At 53.7% G+C, this 19,671-nt stretch carries 15 protein-coding genes; 8 read left to right on the forward strand and 7 right to left on the reverse strand.

What is annotated here, in order from left to right; genetic code table 11:
- Positions 1-2 precede the first annotated feature (2 nt).
- From ACO6S1_RS03320 to ACO6S1_RS03350, 7 genes are all read right to left on the reverse strand, one after another.
- Positions 3-1,040, reverse strand: coding sequence for a GGDEF domain-containing protein (locus tag ACO6S1_RS03320; protein ID WP_422344939.1), 1,038 nt, complete (start codon positions 1,038-1,040; stop codon positions 3-5).
- Between the two features lie 554 nt (positions 1,041-1,594).
- On the reverse strand, positions 1,595-5,239 hold the full coding sequence (locus ACO6S1_RS03325) for a hypothetical protein (protein WP_422344940.1): 3,645 nt from the start codon (positions 5,237-5,239) through the stop codon (positions 1,595-1,597).
- A 5-nt stretch (positions 5,240-5,244) separates the two neighbouring features.
- Entirely contained in the window at positions 5,245-9,414 is a 4,170-nt protein-coding gene (locus tag ACO6S1_RS03330) for an SdrD B-like domain-containing protein (RefSeq protein WP_422344941.1), read from the reverse strand.
- A complete protein-coding gene (locus tag ACO6S1_RS03335; protein WP_422344942.1) occupies positions 9,411-10,382 on the reverse strand; it encodes a hypothetical protein in 972 nt (323 codons plus the stop codon). Before ACO6S1_RS03335 ends, ACO6S1_RS03330 begins: the two co-directional genes overlap by 4 nt.
- A 35-nt stretch (positions 10,383-10,417) precedes the next feature.
- On the reverse strand, positions 10,418-11,170 hold the full coding sequence (locus tag ACO6S1_RS03340) for a hypothetical protein (RefSeq protein WP_422344943.1): 753 nt from the start codon (positions 11,168-11,170) through the stop codon (positions 10,418-10,420).
- Position 11,171: 1 nt separating this feature from the next.
- Positions 11,172-12,449 carry a hypothetical protein gene (locus ACO6S1_RS03345; protein ID WP_422344944.1) on the reverse strand — a complete coding sequence of 426 codons (1,278 nt, stop codon included), beginning with the start codon at positions 12,447-12,449 and terminating at the stop codon, positions 11,172-11,174.
- A 243-nt stretch (positions 12,450-12,692) separates the two neighbouring features.
- Positions 12,693-13,154: an Lrp/AsnC family transcriptional regulator gene (locus tag ACO6S1_RS03350; protein WP_422344945.1), complete on the reverse strand. Its 462-nt coding sequence runs from the start codon at positions 13,152-13,154 to the stop codon at positions 12,693-12,695.
- Positions 13,155-13,512: 358 nt separating this feature from the next.
- On the opposite strand from ACO6S1_RS03350, the gene ACO6S1_RS03355 reads away from it, so the two are divergent.
- From ACO6S1_RS03355 to ACO6S1_RS03390, 8 genes are read left to right on the forward strand one after another with little or no spacing between them, the layout of a single operon-like run.
- Entirely contained in the window at positions 13,513-14,178 is a 666-nt protein-coding gene (locus ACO6S1_RS03355; protein ID WP_422344946.1) for a lytic transglycosylase domain-containing protein, read from the forward strand.
- On the forward strand, positions 14,175-14,540 hold the full coding sequence (locus ACO6S1_RS03360; protein ID WP_422344947.1) for a TrbC/VirB2 family protein: 366 nt from the start codon (positions 14,175-14,177) through the stop codon (positions 14,538-14,540). The genes ACO6S1_RS03355 and ACO6S1_RS03360 overlap by 4 nt, the downstream gene beginning before the upstream one ends.
- A 5-nt stretch (positions 14,541-14,545) precedes the next feature.
- Positions 14,546-14,890, forward strand: coding sequence for a type IV secretion system protein VirB3 (locus ACO6S1_RS03365; RefSeq protein ID WP_422344948.1), 345 nt, complete (start codon positions 14,546-14,548; stop codon positions 14,888-14,890).
- A complete protein-coding gene (locus ACO6S1_RS03370; protein WP_422344949.1) occupies positions 14,883-17,276 on the forward strand; it encodes a VirB4 family type IV secretion/conjugal transfer ATPase in 2,394 nt (797 codons plus the stop codon). Before ACO6S1_RS03365 ends, ACO6S1_RS03370 begins: the two co-directional genes overlap by 8 nt.
- A 39-nt stretch (positions 17,277-17,315) precedes the next feature.
- On the forward strand, positions 17,316-18,020 hold the full coding sequence (locus tag ACO6S1_RS03375) for a type IV secretion system protein (RefSeq protein WP_422344950.1): 705 nt from the start codon (positions 17,316-17,318) through the stop codon (positions 18,018-18,020).
- Complete coding sequence (locus tag ACO6S1_RS03380; protein ID WP_422344951.1) at positions 18,017-18,280, forward strand: hypothetical protein; 264 nt, start codon at positions 18,017-18,019, stop codon at positions 18,278-18,280. Before ACO6S1_RS03375 ends, ACO6S1_RS03380 begins: the two co-directional genes overlap by 4 nt.
- 28 nt (positions 18,281-18,308) lie before the next feature.
- Positions 18,309-19,304: a type IV secretion system protein gene (locus tag ACO6S1_RS03385; RefSeq protein ID WP_422344952.1), complete on the forward strand. Its 996-nt coding sequence runs from the start codon at positions 18,309-18,311 to the stop codon at positions 19,302-19,304.
- A 10-nt stretch (positions 19,305-19,314) separates the two neighbouring features.
- Positions 19,315-19,671: a hypothetical protein gene (locus ACO6S1_RS03390; RefSeq protein WP_422344953.1), complete on the forward strand. Its 357-nt coding sequence runs from the start codon at positions 19,315-19,317 to the stop codon at positions 19,669-19,671.

Here is a 19,671-nt window from a genome sequence, read left to right on the forward strand (position 1 = left end):
TCTCAAGCTGATTTCTTCGAAGCAACTTTGGCTCGCTCCGGCCTTGCTTCGACAACTCGATCTCTGCCCTCTGCTTTGGCGCGGTAAAGGGCGAAATCTGCACGGCATAGTGCCATCTTAAAGCTCTCCCCGTCATGAATTTTTGCCACACCAAAACTAGATGTAACCCGGCAATCGGCGTCAAGTTCCGGGTGCACCAACATTCCTAGCGCAACACGCAACTGATTAGCAATAGTGACGCGGACTTCCGAACTCAACGGATCGAGAATGACAACAAATTCTTCACCACCAATGCGGGCAGCTTTGCCGTGTTCACTGATTAGAGTCATGACAGTTGATCCAACACGCTTCAAGACATCATCACCTGCTTCATGCCCAAAGCGGTCATTGACCTGTTTGAACAAATCAAGGTCGAAAATTATAACCGAACCTTGGTTACCAACCCCGTCATCGTTCGAGACTTCCTGGTCCACGAGTTCATCTAAGCCTCTGCGGTTTAGTAAACCCGTTAACGGGTCAATTGTCATCGCAAGCTGTTGCTTTGCGATAATATCATGCCCAGCGACAATCAGCATAGCCACACCGCAAGCCAATGCGCAAATTGCGCTGGTTGCATGGAGGAGTGTTGCATAGGCCGAACCCTGATAAGTAGCCGTTGAGTGAGCCGCATCCATCACACCGTAAACTATGATTGGGCGCAAAAAATAGGTGGCGCTAATCGCAGCAACTAAACCGAACATGATGCTTTCGAGCATGCCGCTGCGTTTCTGCCACAAAGGTGGCAAGGCGCACATCAGTATCAAACCTGCGGTTGAAGCCGAAAAAATCGAGCGCATGATAACGTCGGGTTGCACGAAACTGAACCATAATAAGGCTGCGCCACCAAGGCCAACAATCACGCCAATCTTGACGATTGGAAATCTGGACTTGTATCTATCAAAGATAGCTAAAACCAATGCGATGCTGAAACACCAGAACATGGTCTTGGCAAAAATATCTGAAAAAACGGGGGCAAGCATCGAACGGCTAATATCGGTCAAAAAGGCGATAAGTCCAAATAGATAGGCCAAGGCCAGCCATCCAGCAAAACGCTGTTTGCGATCGTATAGGTATATGCTTGCGAAAACACCTGCAAAAAGGCCAAGTATCGCAACCGTCATGCCACGAAAGATGAAAGTTTCTTCCATCAGTCCGCTTTAGAACTCTAAACTCAATTATTTCTTAATTGAGACCCTAGCCTAAGATGGAAAACGTAAATTATTGTATTATCGTTGCAAGTAGCTCGTCCTTGGCATTGTCACATTTACTCAGCAGATGAAACGAGCGGGGTTTCGATAAGCCTAGCAAAGACAGGAATGAATGATGCAGCGGTTCTAATCAGTCAAATCAGCTCAGTGATTTTTCCGACTCCAACCCGCAACCTACAATCGTTTTGACTTCCAATGTCATCACACCAATCGATCCCTGTTCAAGTACCTAAGATTTAGTGCGTTTGGAGAATACCGATCTATGGCTCTGAGCGTCTAACATTCAATCCCCCAAATTTATCGCGTCTATGTCAAGCTAGTGTGACAATGCGCCATCCAGAATTGCTCTAAAATTTACCAAGCAAGTTGATGAATAGTCCATCGCTGGTGTAGCTTTGGTCAGACAGATCATCAGAGAAGTCAGTGAAGCTGTAGCCCACGCCGATTTTCACGTTGTTACCAAGGTGACGATAGATTGCAGCCAGGAACCCATATCGCGTGTTTCCAGCAATATCATTGGTCAGCAAGCGCCCTTCAACGAGCGCATCCCAATCTTTCACAAAGTGAACATCGGCACGCAATACACCCAGATGGGTGTTGCTAGATACAAATTGATCGCTGTTTCGACCCAAAGATACTTTACCTTGGCGATAGCCGTATTTTCCGCCGATGGTCAGCCATTGGGCCAAGTCATAGTTGATATCAATCGACGCAATTTGACTAACCTGTTTAGGACTGTTGATCTCACCACCTTGGGTGATTTGACCAACGGGACCTAGGTCGCGGAAATAGTTATACCGAGCGAGAACGTTCAACCGATCATTGTCGACCGGGCGATAGGCAAAACCGGCGACCCCTTCGACAAAGTCCGCTGCCCGGACACTTGGCCCTTCTTCATCGGCGATGGCAAAGTTCAACCGGCCAAGGAAACGCCAGTCGAGATTGATCTCCGCATTGACATTGTTACGGAACAACCAGACTTCCTGATCGCGGCCATTGCCGTTCTCAAAGCGTGCCTCGACTTGTGAGCTGATCTTCAAGCCCTCCTTGCTGTATCCTGCGCCCAATGTGGCCGCTGTACGTTTAAACACACCGGTGGTCGCATCATCAATCCGCCCGTTTTCAAACGAACCACTGAAAGACCAATGCTCGCTTGGATCGAATGTCAGTCCGAAACTGCGGACCAAACTCGGCGCGGTTCCGCCATGGCCGATACGGTTTTCACCATATATAGACAGGCTGCTGGAGAAGCGTTGACGCGCGCCGACTGTCAGTGTTCCGCTATTGGAGCGGTTAAACAGATTTTGCGCTTCCAAACCAGTATCATTGCGATCGGCGAGCAAAGCATAGCCAATATAGGCTTCAGATCCTTCGCCAAGGCGACGGTTCAATTGGACATCAGCACCCAAACCGCCGTCTCCACCGGATAGTTCTCCGGAGAAGGTCAATTTGTCGGTCAGCTCTGCTTTGACACCAGCACCGCCGCGATTATTGTCAAAACGGCCATTGTCATTCTCCAAAGTCAGCTGACTAAAGCCATAGGCAGACCAATTGGCCGCTTCCGGATTATAGTCGACCTGAAACGCTGCATCGGTACGCTTGCCATTTTCAACACTGTTGAACAGTAAGCCTGGCGTGCGTTCGTCATGACGAATGCCAAGGCTACCGCTTACACCGCCACCAAATTTCTGTGTAATCTCTCCGGTTGCGGCGGCCGTTGAGCCATTGGTCGCAGTCGAGAGTTCATCATATTTGGCTTTGATATGGGTATTCTTTCCAATCGGCAGATCAGCATGAACGCCCCAACGCTCGGTATCGCTAAAGCTAAGCTGTGAATTAGACGAGAATCCCGCATCGAAATGCTCAAAATAGCCACCGACTTTGCCCAAGTTGCCATCTGCTCCGGTCAGTTGAGCAATATCAATCGCAACCTCGGCGCGATAGGCATCAGCCGATTGACCGATAGCTGCCGGCGATGCGATGTTCAGGAAGTTTAACCCGCCATCAACAGAGTTGGACTGGCCAAAGCCGGGTCCTTCTGTTCTGGCAATTTCGGCCTTAATATATGTGCCTGCCGCATAGCGAAGCAAGACATCTGCACCGAGCAACGTTTGATCCGCTGTTTCGGTTGTTTCCTTCTGCGACGTCACACCCAAACGGACATGTTCGCCAATCCAGCCAGCACCGCGTGTACCCACGGTATAGCCATCCAGATCACCGACCAGTGGTGTATATTCATAACGCACAACAAGCACAGGGATATTACCTGCCGAACTGCCCTGACGCACAATCTCGCCATCGGAAGCTACTGACGCCAGTGGCCGAGCTAGTGTAATACGGCCCTGGAAATAGTCGACATCATAGTCTTCTTGCGGACGAAGTTCGACCGAAGAGAGCACAAGACCCGTTTCCCGGTCGCGCGTTTCAATACGCAGACGCTCAGAGCCGATAGTCAAATCCTGACGGTTCAGGAAATATAGCGAACCACCTGTTCCGCGAAATTCATCGCGTGCCGGGACGGTACCAGGGTCGGATGCAAATGCCGTCAATTGCAATTTGCGTTCACCAAAGCTTGTCACAGCAGAACTCTTATAGTCGATCAATCCGCCAAACAGGCCGCGATCTAGCTGCGCCAGTTCTGCCTGATTGAAATTGGCGATAAAGTTACCGACAATGATGCTGCTATCGTGATGTTCCAATCGGGCGTAGAAGCCGGTTTGCGTTGGCGCATCTTCGACCAATACGCTGTCGTCGCCATAGGTCGGATAATATTCATTGTTATCCAGACGGCGCAGCAACTGGCGTGGGTCTTTGCGGTCGATATTGTTGAATAGGTCTTCCAGCAAAACCTCACCGGTATCGAGCGAGCTGGTCAGTTTCCAACCATTACCGAACTTACCGCTCAGATAGTAGGCAGCCCGCGAAGTCAGATAGTCACCATCGGACAAGATATCGCCGCTGACGTCAACCGCCGGACCGTTGCCGGTAGAGGTAATGAATGTCAGGTCGCCTTGACCAACAAAGAACCAATCGCTCTTGGGAACAAAGACGCTGTAGCTGCTGTCCAGATTCACCACATTGTTGCGGGCGATCTGTACTTCTACCTTCTTCACATCTTTACGAATGATTTGCTTGGCAACAAAATTGCCTTTGTCATCAATCGGAATATATTGACCAGATACGCGGACATTGTCTTTCGATTGATCGGCTTTACCAGTCACCGTTACTGCCACTGTATCCGATGTAGAAATATTTCGAATATTCGCCTGATCCAGCAGACCAAATTCTGGTCTGGAGGGAGCTTCCTCATTCTGTTTGAAGGGTTCGTCCAAAACCGTCAATTCTTGCGGTTTGGTCTCGTCAAAGCGGCCTTTGGCGCCATAGACCCGGTAAACATAATATAGATTTTCCGGCGCAACTCCGGAAACCAGCCAGCTGGCGGCTCCGTCAGCATCTACCTCGGCCACAGCCATGGGTTTGCCGTCACTGGCTTTCCCATCCGCAAATATCCGCACTTCGGCTTTTTCCACCAAGGCCGGGTAGTTCGTATACCCTACGAAACGAGCTTTTTCGCCGCGAACAACAGTTCGTTCACTATCCACCAATCCTGCCGACAGGACCGGTTGCACCAGCAAGCTGTCAACACGCACTTGTACATTGTGCACACTAGCTTCGGCGACATCCCGGTTTTCATCAACTTTGATAGAAAATGCTGATTGGGTTGGGTTTGCAGCCTTAGTGTTTGAAACAGCTTCACGTACTAGCGAGTCTTTCAAACTCTGCGTGTTCAGATCCCTTGTTTGCTCAACCGCACTCTGGGTATCAGTCTGTAAGGTTCCCGCTTGAGCGACAGTCGATAGACTAGCAGAAGTTAAGACCACTGCCGTTCCTGCCAGCCATTCACTTTTGCGTGTTTTTTTGTCTATTTCCAGTGAGGTAACAGAAACTGGAAGTGATGCACGGAATGCGTTTTTTGGATATTGATAAGACATACTTCTTACTCCCCACCTGAGTTGCTGGTGGTTCGGACCACGTTTGTTTCGATTGAGGCCGGTGGGCCACCCCAATCTTCGCTAAATTGCGCTGCAATCATCTCTGCCACGGCCTGAGCACGGTTTTTCGCAAGACCTGCGTCTTCGTTCGCACCAATTGCATAATCGATACGGATCACCGGGTTTTCAGGATCAATCTGATCTCGCAGCGAGACTAGCTGTTCGGAATATATCGATTTAAGATCCGAGCTTCCGGCAAGAAACGCGTTGCTGTCCAGTGTCACAATTGCTCGCTTGGAGAGCTTCGCACCAAAGTTCAGCTTGGTGATCTTACCGCGCGTCAAACGAACAGCCCGTGGGTTCTCACTGGTCACCGCATAGCCGGACGGCAATGTGCGGGTATCGACCTTCAAGACATAGTTCGATCCAATCCGGGCATCCGGAACCGCTGCACAAGTAATGTGATAGCGTCCGAATTCGTCGGTTGTAATCAACTGACCATTGACGTTGGCAAGGCGCACGCTGGCAATACCTGGCTCACCTTCATCCTGATAACCATCGCCGTCAAGATCGTCGAAAACCTTACCGATAATCTCAGCACAGTCGAATATTGCACTGGCAACAATCGATACAACGGCCTGTCCGCGGTTGGAGATCTCCGCTCCATCAAAGCCATTACGGCCCAGAGCAGTGTTCACACGATCCCCGCCGGTGACGCCTGCACCAACAACCATTGTCAGATTGTAAGTTGACGTTGCTGCTGCGCCGATGGTCTGATCATTCCAGCGCAATTCACGGCCGGTTTGCTCAGGTTCTTCGGCAATATTATTGACGATCGAGCTACCGGGTACATATTTGAACCCTGGCGGAATGATATCAATGACATTAACACCCGAACGCTGCACATTCTCAGCATTGCGAACAGAGATCGTGTAAGGGATGAGATCACCGACACTCGCGGACCGTTTAATGCTGGTTTTGCTAACCACCAAAGGCGAACGATTCTGGAATGGGTCCAGTGGAATATGGTTGTGCACCACGTCCCGGTCACCGGTCGCCAATATAAAGCGCAGATAATAGGTTGTGTCTTGCCCACCATTTGGCGCGGTTGCCTGTGGAGCTACAAGAAGTGACCCAATACCAGGTGTCGAATTCAACGCATCAGATTGAGGCGCAATAATCGTTGATGGATTATCGCTATAGGTACCCGGCGCGTCGAAGACGATGCTATATTCTGTCTCACCAACTGGGCAGGCTACTGCACCACCCGGAACAACATCAAAGCGATAAAACCCGTCGGCATCAGTCAATTGATCCTGTTGCGCAGCGTCTACGAAACAAGCGGCCGGCAAAGGGTTGCCGTTGGCGCCTAGTAAGGTAACTCTAGTACCTGCAACCGGTTGACGCGTTATTGCATCATAAACAATACCTGATGGATCAATGGGAAGGTTTTGATCAACAGTGACATTGCCGCCGGTTAGTTCAACACCCTCAATAGTTCCGTAAAGTACGCCATTTGTTGGATTTTTGAAGCTGATATCATATTCACCAAGCGGCAAATCACCAACTTCATAGAAACCGTTTTCATCAGTTTGTACGGTTGCAACCAAATTGCCATCCGCATCTTTGATTTCAACAATCCAATTGATCAGCAAGTTCTCGCCATCATCGAAGATGCCATCGCCATCCTCATCGAGGAAGACGATACCGCTTATACCGGCGACCGGCGGGTCAATCGTGATACTGATTGTTCCGGTTTTACAATTTGTAGGATTAAGCTTTTCACAAATTTCATACACGATTACATACGTCCCGGGAGGTGTCCCTGGAGGTGCTGAAATGACCCCTGTTATAGGGTTCATAACGGGCACAGGGGCTCCTGGCTCTGCCGGTGTTGCTGGAGTTAGTATTGAACCAACAATATCGTCCGGATCAACAGGCTCACCGTTCAATGTATCATTATCATAGGCATTACCTGCATCAGGATCACCTTCGGTGCTATCAACTGGACCTATTTCGTCCGGAAGGGCTTCAACAGGTGCCGCATCAACCACCACCGTCACCGTGCTCGTCGCACAGTTGCTAGGGTTCAGCGTCTCGCATATCTCGTAAGTGATCGTGTAGCTGCCAGCAGGCGTGCCAGCAGGAACGTCAACCAGACCCGTCGCAGGATCCATAACCGGAACAGGAGCGCCCGGGCTTGCAGGCGTCGCTGGCGTGGTGATCGTGGCCGTAATATCAGCCGGATCAACCGCAGCGCCGTTCAGCGTGTCATTGTCGAACGCATTGACGATATCATCACCGCCAGTAGCACCGTTCACCGCAGGCGGTGTATCAGCACCCGCCGTGATCGGCGCGGCATCCACCGTCACACTAATCGTGGCGATCTGGCAGTTGGTAGGATTGAGGGTCTCGCAGATCTCGTAATCGAACGTGTATGTCCCAGCAGGTGTACCAGCAGCAACATCAACATTGCCGCTCGCAACATCGAACGTCAGACCAGCAGGGACCGTTGAACCGGTCGCAACGCTAAGCGTCGCATTGCCAGCAGAGGCCGCAACACCGTTGATCGTGTCAGCGGTAAACGCATTCACAACCGCCGTCGCGCCAGAGGCTCCGTTAATGCCAGTCGCACTGTCATTCGTCGCAACCACAGGTGCCGCATCAACCACCACCGTCACCGTGCTCGTCGCACAGTTGCTAGGGTTCAGCGTCTCGCATATCTCGTAAGTGATCGTGTAGCTGCCAGCAGGCGTGCCAGCAGGAACGTCAACCAGACCCGTCGCAGGATCCATAACCGGAACAGGAGCGCCCGGGCTTGCAGGCGTCGCTGGCGTGGTGATCGTGGCCGTAATATCAGCCGGATCAACCGCAGCGCCGTTCAGCGTGTCATTGTCGAACGCATTGACGATATCATCACCGCCAGTAGCACCGTTCACCGCAGGCGGTGTATCAGCACCCGCCGTGATCGGCGCGGCATCCACCGTCACACTAATCGTGGCGATCTGGCAGTTGGTAGGATTGAGGGTCTCGCAGATCTCGTAATCGAACGTGTATGTCCCAGCAGGCGTACCAGCAGCAACATCAACATTGCCGCTCGCAACATCGAACGTCAGACCAGCAGGGACCGTTGAACCGGTCGCAACGCTAAGCGTCGCATTGCCAGCAGAGGCCGCAACACCGTTGATCGTGTCAGCGGTAAACGCATTCACAACCGCCGTCGCGCCAGAGGCTCCGTTAATGCCAGTCGCACTGTCATTCGTCGCAACCACAGGTGCCGCATCAACCACCACCGTCACCGTGCTCGTCGCACAGTTGCTAGGGTTCAGCGTCTCGCATATCTCGTAAGTGATCGTGTAGCTGCCAGCAGGCGTGCCAGCAGGAACGTCAACCAGACCCGTCGCAGGATCCATAACCGGAACAGGAGCGCCCGGGCTTGCAGGCGTCGCTGGCGTGGTGATCGTGGCCGTAATATCAGCCGGATCAACCGCAGCGCCGTTCAGCGTGTCATTGTCGAACGCATTGACGATATCATCACCGCCAGTAGCACCGTTCACCGCAGGCGGTGTATCAGCACCCGCCGTGATCGGCGCGGCATCCACCGTCACACTAATCGTGGCGATCTGGCAGTTGGTAGGATTGAGGGTCTCGCAGATCTCGTAATCGAACGTGTATGTCCCAGCAGGCGTACCAGCAGCAACATCAACATTGCCGCTCGCAACATCGAACGTCAGACCAGCAGGGACCGTTGAACCGGTCGCAACGCTAAGCGTCGCATTGCCAGCAGAGGCCGCAACACCGTTGATCGTGTCAGCGGTAAACGCATTCACAACCGCCGTCGCGCCAGAGGCTCCGTTAATGCCAGTCGCACTGTCATTCGTCGCAACCACAGGTGCCGCATCAACCACCACCGTCACCGTGCTCGTCGCACAGTTGCTAGGGTTCAGCGTCTCGCATATCTCGTAAGTGATCGTGTAGCTGCCAGCAGGCGTGCCAGCAGGAACGTCAACCAGACCCGTCGCAGGATCCATAACCGGAACAGGAGCGCCCGGGCTTGCAGGCGTCGCTGGCGTGGTGATCGTGGCCGTAATATCAGCCGGATCAACCGCAGCGCCGTTCAGCGTGTCATTGTCGAACGCATTGACGATATCATCACCGCCAGTAGCACCGTTCACCGCAGGCGGTGTATCAGCACCGCCGTGATCGGCGCGGCATCCACCGTCACACTAATCGTGGCGATCTGGCAGTTGGTAGGATTGAGGGTCTCGCAGATCTCGTAATCGAACGTGTATGTCCCAGCAGGCGTACCAGCAGCAACATCAACATTGCCGCTCGCAACATCGAACGTCAGACCAGCAGGGACCGTTGAACCGGTCGCAACGCTAAGCGTCGCATTGCCAGCAGAGGCCGCAACACCGTTGATCGTGTCAGCGGTAAACGCATTCACAACCGCCGTCGCGCCAGAGGCTCCGTTAATGCCAGTCGCACTGTCATTCGTCGCAACCACAGGTGCCGCATCAACCACCACCGTCACCGTGCTCGTCGCACAGTTGCTAGGGTTCAGCGTCTCGCATATCTCGTAAGTGATCGTGTAGCTGCCAGCAGGCGTGCCAGCAGGAACGTCAACCAGACCCGTCGCAGGATCCATAACCGGAACAGGAGCGCCCGGGCTTGCAGGCGTCGCTGGCGTGGTGATCGTGGCCGTAATATCAGCCGGATCAACCGCAGCGCCGTTCAGCGTGTCATTGTCGAACGCATTGACGATATCATCACCGCCAGTAGCACCGTTCACCGCAGGCGGTGTATCAGCACCCGCCGTGATCGGCGCGGCATCCACCGTCACACTAATCGTGGCGATCTGGCAGTTGGTAGGATTGAGGGTCTCGCAGATCTCGTAATCGAACGTGTATGTCCCAGCAGGCGTACCAGCAGCAACATCAACATTGCCGCTCGCAACATCGAACGTCAGACCAGCAGGGACCGTTGAACCGGTCGCAACGCTAAGCGTCGCATTGCCAGCAGAGGCCGCAACACCGTTGATCGTGTCAGCGGTAAACGCATTCACAACCGCCGTCGCGCCAGAGGCTCCGTTAATGCCAGTCGCACTGTCATTCGTCGCAACCACAGGTGCCGCATCAACCACCACCGTCACCGTGCTCGTCGCACAGTTGCTAGGGTTCAGCGTCTCGCATATCTCGAAGTGATCGTGTAGCTGCCAGCAGGCGTGCCAGCAGGAACGTCAACCAGACCCGTCGCAGGATCCATAACCGGAACAGGAGCGCCCGGGCTTGCAGGCGTCGCTGGCGTGGTGATCGTGGCCGTAATATCAGCCGGATCAACCGCAGCGCCGTTCAGCGTGTCATTGTCGAACGCATTGACGATATCATCACCGCCAGTAGCACCGTTCACCGCAGGCGGTGTATCAGCACCCGCCGTGATCGGCGCGGCATCCACCGTCACACTAATCGTGGCGATCTGGCAGTTGGTAGGATTGAGGGTCTCGCAGATCTCGTAATCGAACGTGTATGTCCCAGCAGGCGTACCAGCAGCAACATCAACATTGCCGCTCGCAACATCGAACGTCAGACCAGCAGGGACCGTTGAACCGGTCGCAACGCTAAGCGTCGCATTGCCAGCAGAGGCCGCAACACCGTTGATCGTGTCAGCGGTAAACGCATTCACAACCGCCGTCGCGCCAGAGGCTCCGTTAATGCCAGTCGCACTGTCATTCGTCGCTACGATCGCTGCAAATACCGTATCAGAGTCTGACGCAGAGTTGTTGCTTGCGTCGGTCTCGAAAGCACCCGCAGGCGCAGAAACATTAGCGGTATTGGCGGCCACTTGCGCGTGCACTGCAGAAGGCAAGCCGACTATCAGCAACCCACTAGTTGTTAGCAAAAATTGCTTATAAGTTGAAGTTGAGCGTACCATATCAGTTCACCTGGCAAGAGAATGTGAGGATTGCACTTTCGCCATTCGCGAGTGTGCCAAGCGTGATCCCCGACCCCGTAAGATCGGCTATCGTAAAGCTCCCAGCGGGAACTCCGCTGCCCGAAATCATTACTGCATTGGTCCCGGGGCAAGTGATACCACTGCCGGGCGCATCAGTTACAACAGCTCCAGTGACGCTATCCGGCCCGTTATTGGTCACGATCACGGTATAAGTCGTGGCCGATCCGGACGTCACAGTATCGTTGGACTGATCGACTTCGCCATTCTGGCCAGGCGTGTTCGTCTTCGTGATAGCTAGATCGACAGTGGGTTCGACAACCACAGTAACAGTCGCAATCTGACAATTGCTTGGAAACCCAATTTCGCAGATCTCATAATCGAAGCTGTACGTGCCAGCTGGCGTGCCAGCAGCAACACCAACATCGCCGCTCATAGTGTCGAACGTCAGACCCGCAGGCACGCTCGAACCAAGCGCTACATTGAGCACGGTATTTGTAGGGTCTGCAGAAACTCCATTCAGCGTATCATCATCGTAAGCATTGACGACCGCTGACGCACCGGAAACACCATTTACACCAGAGGCATTGTCGGAAACGGCCAGAACCGTACCCTGCGCCGTTTGAATGGTGAGAAAATTGAGATTGAAGAAAGCTCGTGCGTTCCGCGCTCCTTCAACATCGTCATAAAAAATTGAAAAAGTCGTAGTAGGATTGGTTAGTGCAAATGTGGCAGTTTCATTCGTGGGGTTATTGCCTGCGGCATTTGCCAGAAAGCTTCCCACGGCTCCCGAACCTGAAAGCCGCGCGGCTTGATCCGCAAAAGCAGGCGGTGAAGCAAACGAATAAACCTCAATTGTGGGCGAGGACCAACTACCCGCAACGTTTGCAGCGAAGCTATCGCGCGGAGCGGTTCCATCAATATCGTCGATGTCAGGATAAATTACGCTGTCGAACAAGAAGCCAGATGTCTCGAACCGAAGTTCTATCGACCTGTCGCACGCAGCAGTACTTGCCGTAGCGAAAACGTCTGCAACTCCATTTGCGTCGAAGGAAAAGCAGGCCGTGTTTTGCGGCTCGCCGCGCACTGTAATTGTTCGTCCCGAACCGTCCGAATAGATCGCAGTATAAGGATCGGGCACCGATTGAACCGAAAAATTCTGTGCCGATGCAACTGCCGGAATCGCTAAAGCGATGCCGACAATAAGCCGAGCAACTGCCCGACCCGCCATAGCGAGCTGCTGAAATTTGAAATGTGCCACCCTGTTTTCCCTGAACTGTTATTTTTATGGTCGTCGATGTGATGGCAATGTCGGATTGTGGTTAATAATTAGTTATCGAACTTGTCACATCTTGTAAAAATAACGTGTTTTCGGCGTGGGTGTCACCGGGAATTCGTCTGCGTTAGGATACTGGGCCCCAGCTAGACAGCTCTTGAATAGCGCCAAATCAATGCCTCAGACCTAGGGCGCCTTGGCAATGCCAATGAGGCGGGTACGAACAATTCACAACTTTGGAAGACGTCGGCCCACTGTTGAAGATTGGATGATTGCCGAGTCAGTCGATGCGAATGGTAGAAAACGATCAATCACGGTTTCGAGCTCATGTAGATCGCCAGCCACCACTTTCGCCATAAAGCAATCTTCGCCCGTCACATGATCCGCCTCGACAATCTCAGGAGTGTCGATGAGCATCTGTGCCACTCTTTTTGCTTCACCCGGCATGGCGCGGACTCGCACATGCGCAAAAATACCGAGACCAAAGACCGTAGGGTCAACAAGAATTGTATAACCCCGTATCGCGCCTGTATCTTCTAGCTTGTGAATGCGTTCAGTTACGCTTGGACTGGACATTCCAATCTGTTCCGCAAGGTCACGAACGGTCATTCGACCGTTTTCGTGCAATGCGGCGATGATCGCTCGATCAGTAGCGTCGAGCGGCCGTGTTACATATCGGCTTCGATTCATAATATACCTCTAGCTGGATGACTCCGGCGAGGCCTTGAGATTGCGAAGGCAAATGTTCGATTTTGCCTTATTTATCCGCACTCGGACTTGAAATCGGGCTGACAGCGAACCCGCCCAACGACGAACACACAGTCCGCAGGATCAAGATTGAAGGTCAAAAGCCGTTACGGGTTTCGATAGACAAGTCGAAACGTCCGTAACGCCTTCCTGAATCTATAGCTGAATTAAGCCCCTGACTTCTATGATTAGTTCGAAAATCAAAATGATAGTCGTATTAGAGCAAATAGTTCGGGACAAAATTAATGAAATATAGCGGGTATCTTAAACCAACTGTCACTTCATCTGGGGTAAGCCTTACATGAACTATTCTTCCGCCGCCTTATTTGCACTTGCATCACAATGCGCACCTACAGTGGCTCCCAAAACGGTGCTGGCAATCATACATACCGAAAGCAGAGGGTATCCCTTCGCCCTCAACGTCAACGGAGGCCGGCAGCCTCGCCGCCAAACCAGCGCTGCAACAGCCGCTGCCACAGCTAAACGCTATGTTGCAGCAGGTTATTCAGTCGATCTGGGCCTTGGCCAGATCAATTCCCGCAATATGCGCTGGCTTGGTCTCACATGGGAAACAGTGTTCGACCCCTGCACCAATATTGCGGCACTGGGCCGCGTTCTTACCCAGAATTATAATTCGGTAAAAGCGGGGCGCGACCCACAAAGCGCCCTTCGTATTGCCCTCTCAATGTATAACACCGGAAGCCAGTCACGCGGGTTTCGTAATGGCTATGTCGCCAAGGTTGTCGGCAATGCTGGCATTGCCGATAGACAAGTATCTTATACCCCCACTGCATCGCAACCAATCGCGGACACAAGCGGCGATCTACAGGCAATCATCGTCGCGGAAAATGCAGCGCAGCAAGCGCCGCCTCGCCCTGCACCACCCCCGCGCTGGAACCTCTTTGAGCGGGCGGCTTACGAACGCGAAACCAAAGCTCTCGCAAATAATGAAAGGGGCAGCATATGAGCATCATCCTAAATTTGGCACGGGGCGCTAAGGTGTGGCACACATCCCGTGCAGCGAAATCTAACCAGCTTCCAAACAAGCGCCAACGTGCGGTGTTCTGGAGCATAACCCTCTTGTCTGCGATGTTCATTTCGCTCGCCCTACCCGACCCAGCCTACGCACAAAATTTGGAAAGCTTTGCAAGCAATGTGCGCGGCCTTTTATCATCGACGCTTCTTCGCACGCTGGCAGTGATCGCCGTAATTGTAACTGGCCTGCTCTGGTTTACAGGGCGCGCTTCGACCGCTGTTCTCGTGACGGTCATTATTGGCATCGCCATAGTCTTTTCGGCGGATTCCATCGTCGGTCTCATTGCGGGCTGACGGCGATGAACGAGCAAACCGAAAGTCTGACAAAGAACACGCTGTTCCTCGCGGTGACGCGCCCGGCGCTCTGGGCGGGGATTCCGATTGAAGCGGCGGTATTACTGTTAATCGCTAGCGCATCGGTACTGATTCAGAGCAACAGCCCGCTCTATGCCACATTGATCGCGGCTTTTGGCTATTCAATTTCGCGGCTGATCGTGCGGCATGATGTCAATGCGTTTCGCCTGCTGTTCCTTTGGGGCCGGACAAAAGCGGGTAACCGGAACCGCAGCTTCTGGGGCGGCAGTAGCTACTCACCGCTGCCGCTTACTGGCCTGCGCCGCAAAGGCTTTGGTCGTCATGGGTAGATTGCTCGCTACCAACAATGCTGTGCCGCTCAAAATAGCGCAGCGCGAGGCAACGCCTGAAAAATTTCTGCCCTATGCGCGCCATATAAACGAGGAAATGGTGGCGCTCGATTCCGGCGATATCATGTTGACTTTCGAACTCACGGGCCGCGCCTTCGAGACGTCCGATGTGCGCGATCTCAACGACTGGCATACCAAGTTAAACGGATTGCTTCGAAACCTGCATGATGAGCGGTTGTCGGTCTGGACCCATCTTATCAGGATGCGCGTGGATCAATATCCCGGTGGGGCATTCCAATCTGGTTTCGCTGCCGATCTGGACCGCGCCTATTTTGGCCGCATCAACCGGGAGCGGATGTTCATCAACCGCTTCTTCGTCAGTCTTGTCATTCGCCCTTCTGCGACGGGAAGCGACAAGATCATCCAGCTCTTCAAACGCAAGGTTTCAAAGCAAGCAGAAACAGGTCCGCTGGTTGACGAGGCACTGGTCGAATTGCTCGACGACAAGGCTCGCGACTTTGAAAAGCTCATGGCGCGCTGTCAGCCGCGCCGCTGCAGGATATATGCACATCGCGGATTGATGTTTTCCGAAGCGATGGAAGTCGCTGATATGGTAATGACCGGACGCCATGTCCGTGTTCCCGTGGTTCGCGGGCATCTGGGCGGCGCGCTTTACCGCGCGCGGACGATTTTCGGCGCGGAAACCATCGAAGTTCGCGGTGCCGACACATCTGCCTTTGGCGGCATTTTCGGAATCCGCGAATATCCCGCGCAAACCACCCCGCGCCAGTTTGAAGCGTTGCTATCAGTCGATTTCGGGTTCGTGCTGACACAATCCTTCACATTTCTTGGGCGAGCGGCTGCAACCGAGAAGTTTCGGCTGCGCATGACACAAATGGAAAATTCAGGCGACCGAGCGGTCAGCCAGGCCGACGCGCTGATTGATGCAAGCGATGATCTGATGTCAAATCGCTTTGTTTTGGGCGATCACCATTTCACGCTTGCCGTTTACGGGACAAGTATGCGCGCCTTGCGCGATCATATGTCAGTGGCGCGGGCGGCACTTGCCGATACCGGGATGGTCGCAGCACGAGAAGGCGCCGCGCTTGAAGCCGCCTATTGGTCACAGCTTGTCGGCAATTTTGCTTGGCGCGCCAGGCCCGCGCCTATCACATCACTTAATTTTGCGGCTTTCTCGCCCTTTCATACTTTCCCGGCCGGACAAGCGAACGGAAATCATTGGGGTGACGCGATAGCGCTTCTCAAGACCAGCGCGCGAAGCCCCTATTTCTTCAATTTCCATAAAGGCGATTTGGGTCACACGCTGATTATTGGTCCCTCTGGCGGCGGCAAGACTGTGCTGCTTAACTTTCTGATGGCACAAGCGGAAAAGACCGGCGCTCGGCAGATATTCATCGATAAAGATCGCGGCGCGCAAATTTTCGTGCAGGCAAGTGGCGGTACTTATCTCGCATTGCATAATGGCATCGCCACCGGCTTCTCTCCGCTCAAAGCGCTGACAGACTGCGCCCCGGACAAGAGCTTCTTGTCGATATTCATCCGCCAATTGGTTCGCGCTGACGGCAAGCCCATCTCGGTCCAGGAAGAACGAAGGATCGAAGACGGCATAAATGCGGTTATGAAACTTCCCGTAGCAGACCGTTCGCTAAGCGCGCTGCGCTCAATGCTCGGCATGAAGGATGCAAGCGGCGTTGGCGCGCGGCTAGAAAAATGGACGTCGGAAGGCGCTCTAGGCTGGGTGTTCGACAACGCGCATGACAGCATGACGCTTGATGCGAGGTTTATCGGTTTCGATATGACCGACTTCCTCGACAACGCCGATATCCGCACGCCCGTCATGCTGTATCTCTTCCACCGGATCGATCAGCTTCTAACCGGCGAGCGGATGATTATCTGCATTGACGAATTCTGGAAGGCATTGGGCGATGAAGCCTTCCGGCGCTTCGCCCAGGACGGCCTAAAAACTTACCGGAAGCGTAACGCCCTTATGGTGTTCGCCACACAGTCACCAGCAGACGCGCTTAAAAGCGACATAAGCCATTCAATCCTCGAACAGGTCGCAACCAAGATCATGTTGCCAAATCCCTTTGGTGCGCGGCGCGATTATGTGGATGGATTCGCCCTGTCAGAGGCCGAATTCAAACTCGTGCGCGAAGAACTCTCGCCTGAAAGCCACAAGTTTCTGGTCAAGCAGGGCCATGACAGCGTGGTGGTCGAACTTGATTTGAGCGGTCTCGATGACGCGCTCGCGGTCCTGTCGGGCCGCGCCGAAACCACAGCCCAGGTCGATGAAATCATAGCCGAGGTAGGAAGCGACCCTACCGTCTGGCTTCCCCTCTTCCATAGCCGGAGGCGTCCCAGCTGAATCCAACAACGACGCTGAACCATGAAGAAAGGTAAGACGATGAAGAAATTGACACAGATACTAAGTGCCACGCTGCTTTTCGCAGCACCCTTGCCCGCATTTGCCCAAGGTATGCCCGTCCATGACAGCGCCGGCCTGATCCAACAGATCAACACAGTTCGGCAAACCTTGGAAATGGTGAAGCAAGGCAAAGAGCAAATTGCCGAAGCGCAAAGGCTTTATGAGGATCTGAACAAGCTCACCGACATTCCGACATTAGCCCAGAAGCTCAAAACCGATGCACTGCGCGAGCTTGATACATCAAACGGTTCGCTCGAAGGGTTCGGAAATGGCGATCTTAATGTAGTTGGCGCAGGACGCGCGAAGGCCGATGAAGTCTATCGCGGACTTCTGGACCGTCTTGGCCTTGCAGGCTCGGAGCAGTCGCGCGCGGCCTTTGATCTCAATGCGCGCAACATTGGCATCAATGCTGGCCTCGCAGAAAATGTCGGCTCTGCCGTTACTTCGCGGGCTCAAGGGCTCGACCAACTGCGCACACGATTGGCGAGCGCATCCACAGCCAAGGAAGTTGCTGATCTAACCGCTCGGTTGCAACTGGAATCTGCCGCCATGCAAAATGACCAGCTGCGCTTGCAGGCCATCGCTTTGCAGCAACAAGCACAGGAACGCGCTCGCGCTGCCGAGGGTCAAGCCGCCTTGGCACACAAGCTTGATGAAGCAAGCCGTTACTACCGGGGGCAATGACTATGCGGGCCGCATCGCTGACGATCCTGTTGTTGCTCGCGGGGTGCGGCGCGTCTGAGAATTCGGACGGGACTGACGGCGATATGCCAGCCAGAACTTGGAAATATTATGCTGCCCACCCTGCCGAGATCGAGCCAATGCAGGAAATTTGTCGGCGCTGGGCAGGCTCGAATACTCCTACGAGCGCGCAGCCTGCGGTGGTCACGACCAACTGCCGCGCAGCAGCATTCGCCAAGTCACAGCTTCAACTAACCCAATAGAACCGAGTCAAAAGGACCATGTGCCGAAATGGATTTTAGCGATCATGTTTTTACCACGATGTTTGAGGCGCTTAATACCGCCTTGGGCGCGATCGTTGGTAAATATGCTGCTATAATCGGCATAGTATCGCCTGCGCTGCGGATCGGCATCGTGATTTATATTTCGCTGCTCGGTTACGCGATTATGCGCGGCGCTGTGCAATATCCATTTCGCGAATATGCCTATCGCGGCTGCCAGCTCGCGTTCCTCTATTTTGCCGTAACTTCGCTTTACGGAACCCAAATCGGCATGTTCGCACTTGGCGGCCTGCCAAGCCAGTTCGCCACCGCTCTTGGCGGCGCGGATGTTGGCGGTCTTGGCGGCTTTTATGACAAGCTGGCAGGCACCGGCTTTGAAACCGCCAACACTATGCGCAAGATCGCGGCGAATTATCAGGAAACTCAAGGCACGCTTCCCGATATTGGCTATGCTGTTTTTTCAGGCTTTCTGGTGGTGATGGTCCTTATAGCCACCTTGCTATGTGCTGCTATCGGCTTCGTCATCAGCGCGTTTGGCCTGTTTGCACTGGCTTTGTTATCGGTGGTCGGACCGCTCTTTGTTGCGGCACTTCTGTTCGAGTCCACGCGCGGCTATTTCTTTGCCTGGCTGGGCGCGTGCATCAACTATCTGATGCTGATCGTCTTCGCGCTCGTTCTGACGCTGTTTCTTACGCAGACCGGCGAAGCAATCATCGCCACAATTTCAGAAAATGACGAAATCGGCATGGCTGCGATCAAGGCTCTCGCCTTTTACGCGCTCGGCTTTTTCTTTTTCCTGCAAATTCCGATGCTAGCCGCATCCCTAGGTGGCGGTGGCCCTGCCCTCGCCAACCAGTTCGCATCGGCAATCGCAGCAGCAGGCGGGTTTGTCATCGGGCGCGGCGCGACCGGAGCGCAGGCAACAAGCCGCGCCATCGAACGCGGTTTCGCGCGCGGCATCGCAAGAATACGGACATCAGGTTCGGTCAGTCGCGGAACAAATTGAGGAGCAAATTATGCGTAAACAAATCATGGCTCTGATTGCCGCCTTGGCAATCTCGATACCTGCCAGCCCTATTGTAGCTGCACCAAAGTCGCCCAAGCTCTCCAAGTGCGATGGAAAGAAGCGCCGACCAGCCAACCCTCACGGCTCTATATTGCCGACCGTCGATCCCGAGACTGGCACGTCAACGCCTGCAGGGCAGCCGTCTGGTAGTGAATCGGGCGAAGAACCGAAACGTGAAGGCGTTGAAGTATTCCCTAGCAAATCATCCATGCTCCCAAAACCCGCAACAAGGCACGGCGCCAAAACCCAGCCCATAGTCCCACCTATCAGCAGCGCGCAGCCAAAGCGCGTGTATCAAAGTTGCTGA

This window comes from Parasphingorhabdus sp., assembly GCF_965233695.1.
Taxonomy (GTDB): domain Bacteria; phylum Pseudomonadota; class Alphaproteobacteria; order Sphingomonadales; family Sphingomonadaceae; genus Parasphingorhabdus.

Excerpts from the sequence above, each read along its gene's own strand:
- ACO6S1_RS03355 (WP_422344946.1), top strand. The coding sequence starts at position 13,513 with ATGAACTATTCTTCCGCCGCCTTATTTGCACTTGCATCACAATGCGCA.
- ACO6S1_RS03390 (WP_422344953.1), top strand. The coding sequence starts at position 19,315 with ATGCGTAAACAAATCATGGCTCTGATTGCCGCCTTGGCAATCTCGATA.
- ACO6S1_RS03325 (WP_422344940.1), bottom strand. The coding sequence starts at position 5,239 with ATGTCTTATCAATATCCAAAAAACGCATTCCGTGCATCACTTCCAGTT.
- ACO6S1_RS03385 (WP_422344952.1), top strand. The coding sequence starts at position 18,309 with ATGGATTTTAGCGATCATGTTTTTACCACGATGTTTGAGGCGCTTAAT.
- ACO6S1_RS03375 (WP_422344950.1), top strand. The coding sequence starts at position 17,316 with ATGAAGAAATTGACACAGATACTAAGTGCCACGCTGCTTTTCGCAGCA.
- ACO6S1_RS03350 (WP_422344945.1), bottom strand. The coding sequence starts at position 13,154 with ATGAATCGAAGCCGATATGTAACACGGCCGCTCGACGCTACTGATCGA.
- ACO6S1_RS03365 (WP_422344948.1), top strand. The coding sequence starts at position 14,546 with ATGAACGAGCAAACCGAAAGTCTGACAAAGAACACGCTGTTCCTCGCG.
- ACO6S1_RS03370 (WP_422344949.1), top strand. The coding sequence starts at position 14,883 with ATGGGTAGATTGCTCGCTACCAACAATGCTGTGCCGCTCAAAATAGCG.
- ACO6S1_RS03340 (WP_422344943.1), bottom strand. The coding sequence starts at position 11,170 with ATGGTACGCTCAACTTCAACTTATAAGCAATTTTTGCTAACAACTAGT.
- ACO6S1_RS03380 (WP_422344951.1), top strand. The coding sequence starts at position 18,017 with ATGACTATGCGGGCCGCATCGCTGACGATCCTGTTGTTGCTCGCGGGG.
- ACO6S1_RS03360 (WP_422344947.1), top strand. The coding sequence starts at position 14,175 with ATGAGCATCATCCTAAATTTGGCACGGGGCGCTAAGGTGTGGCACACA.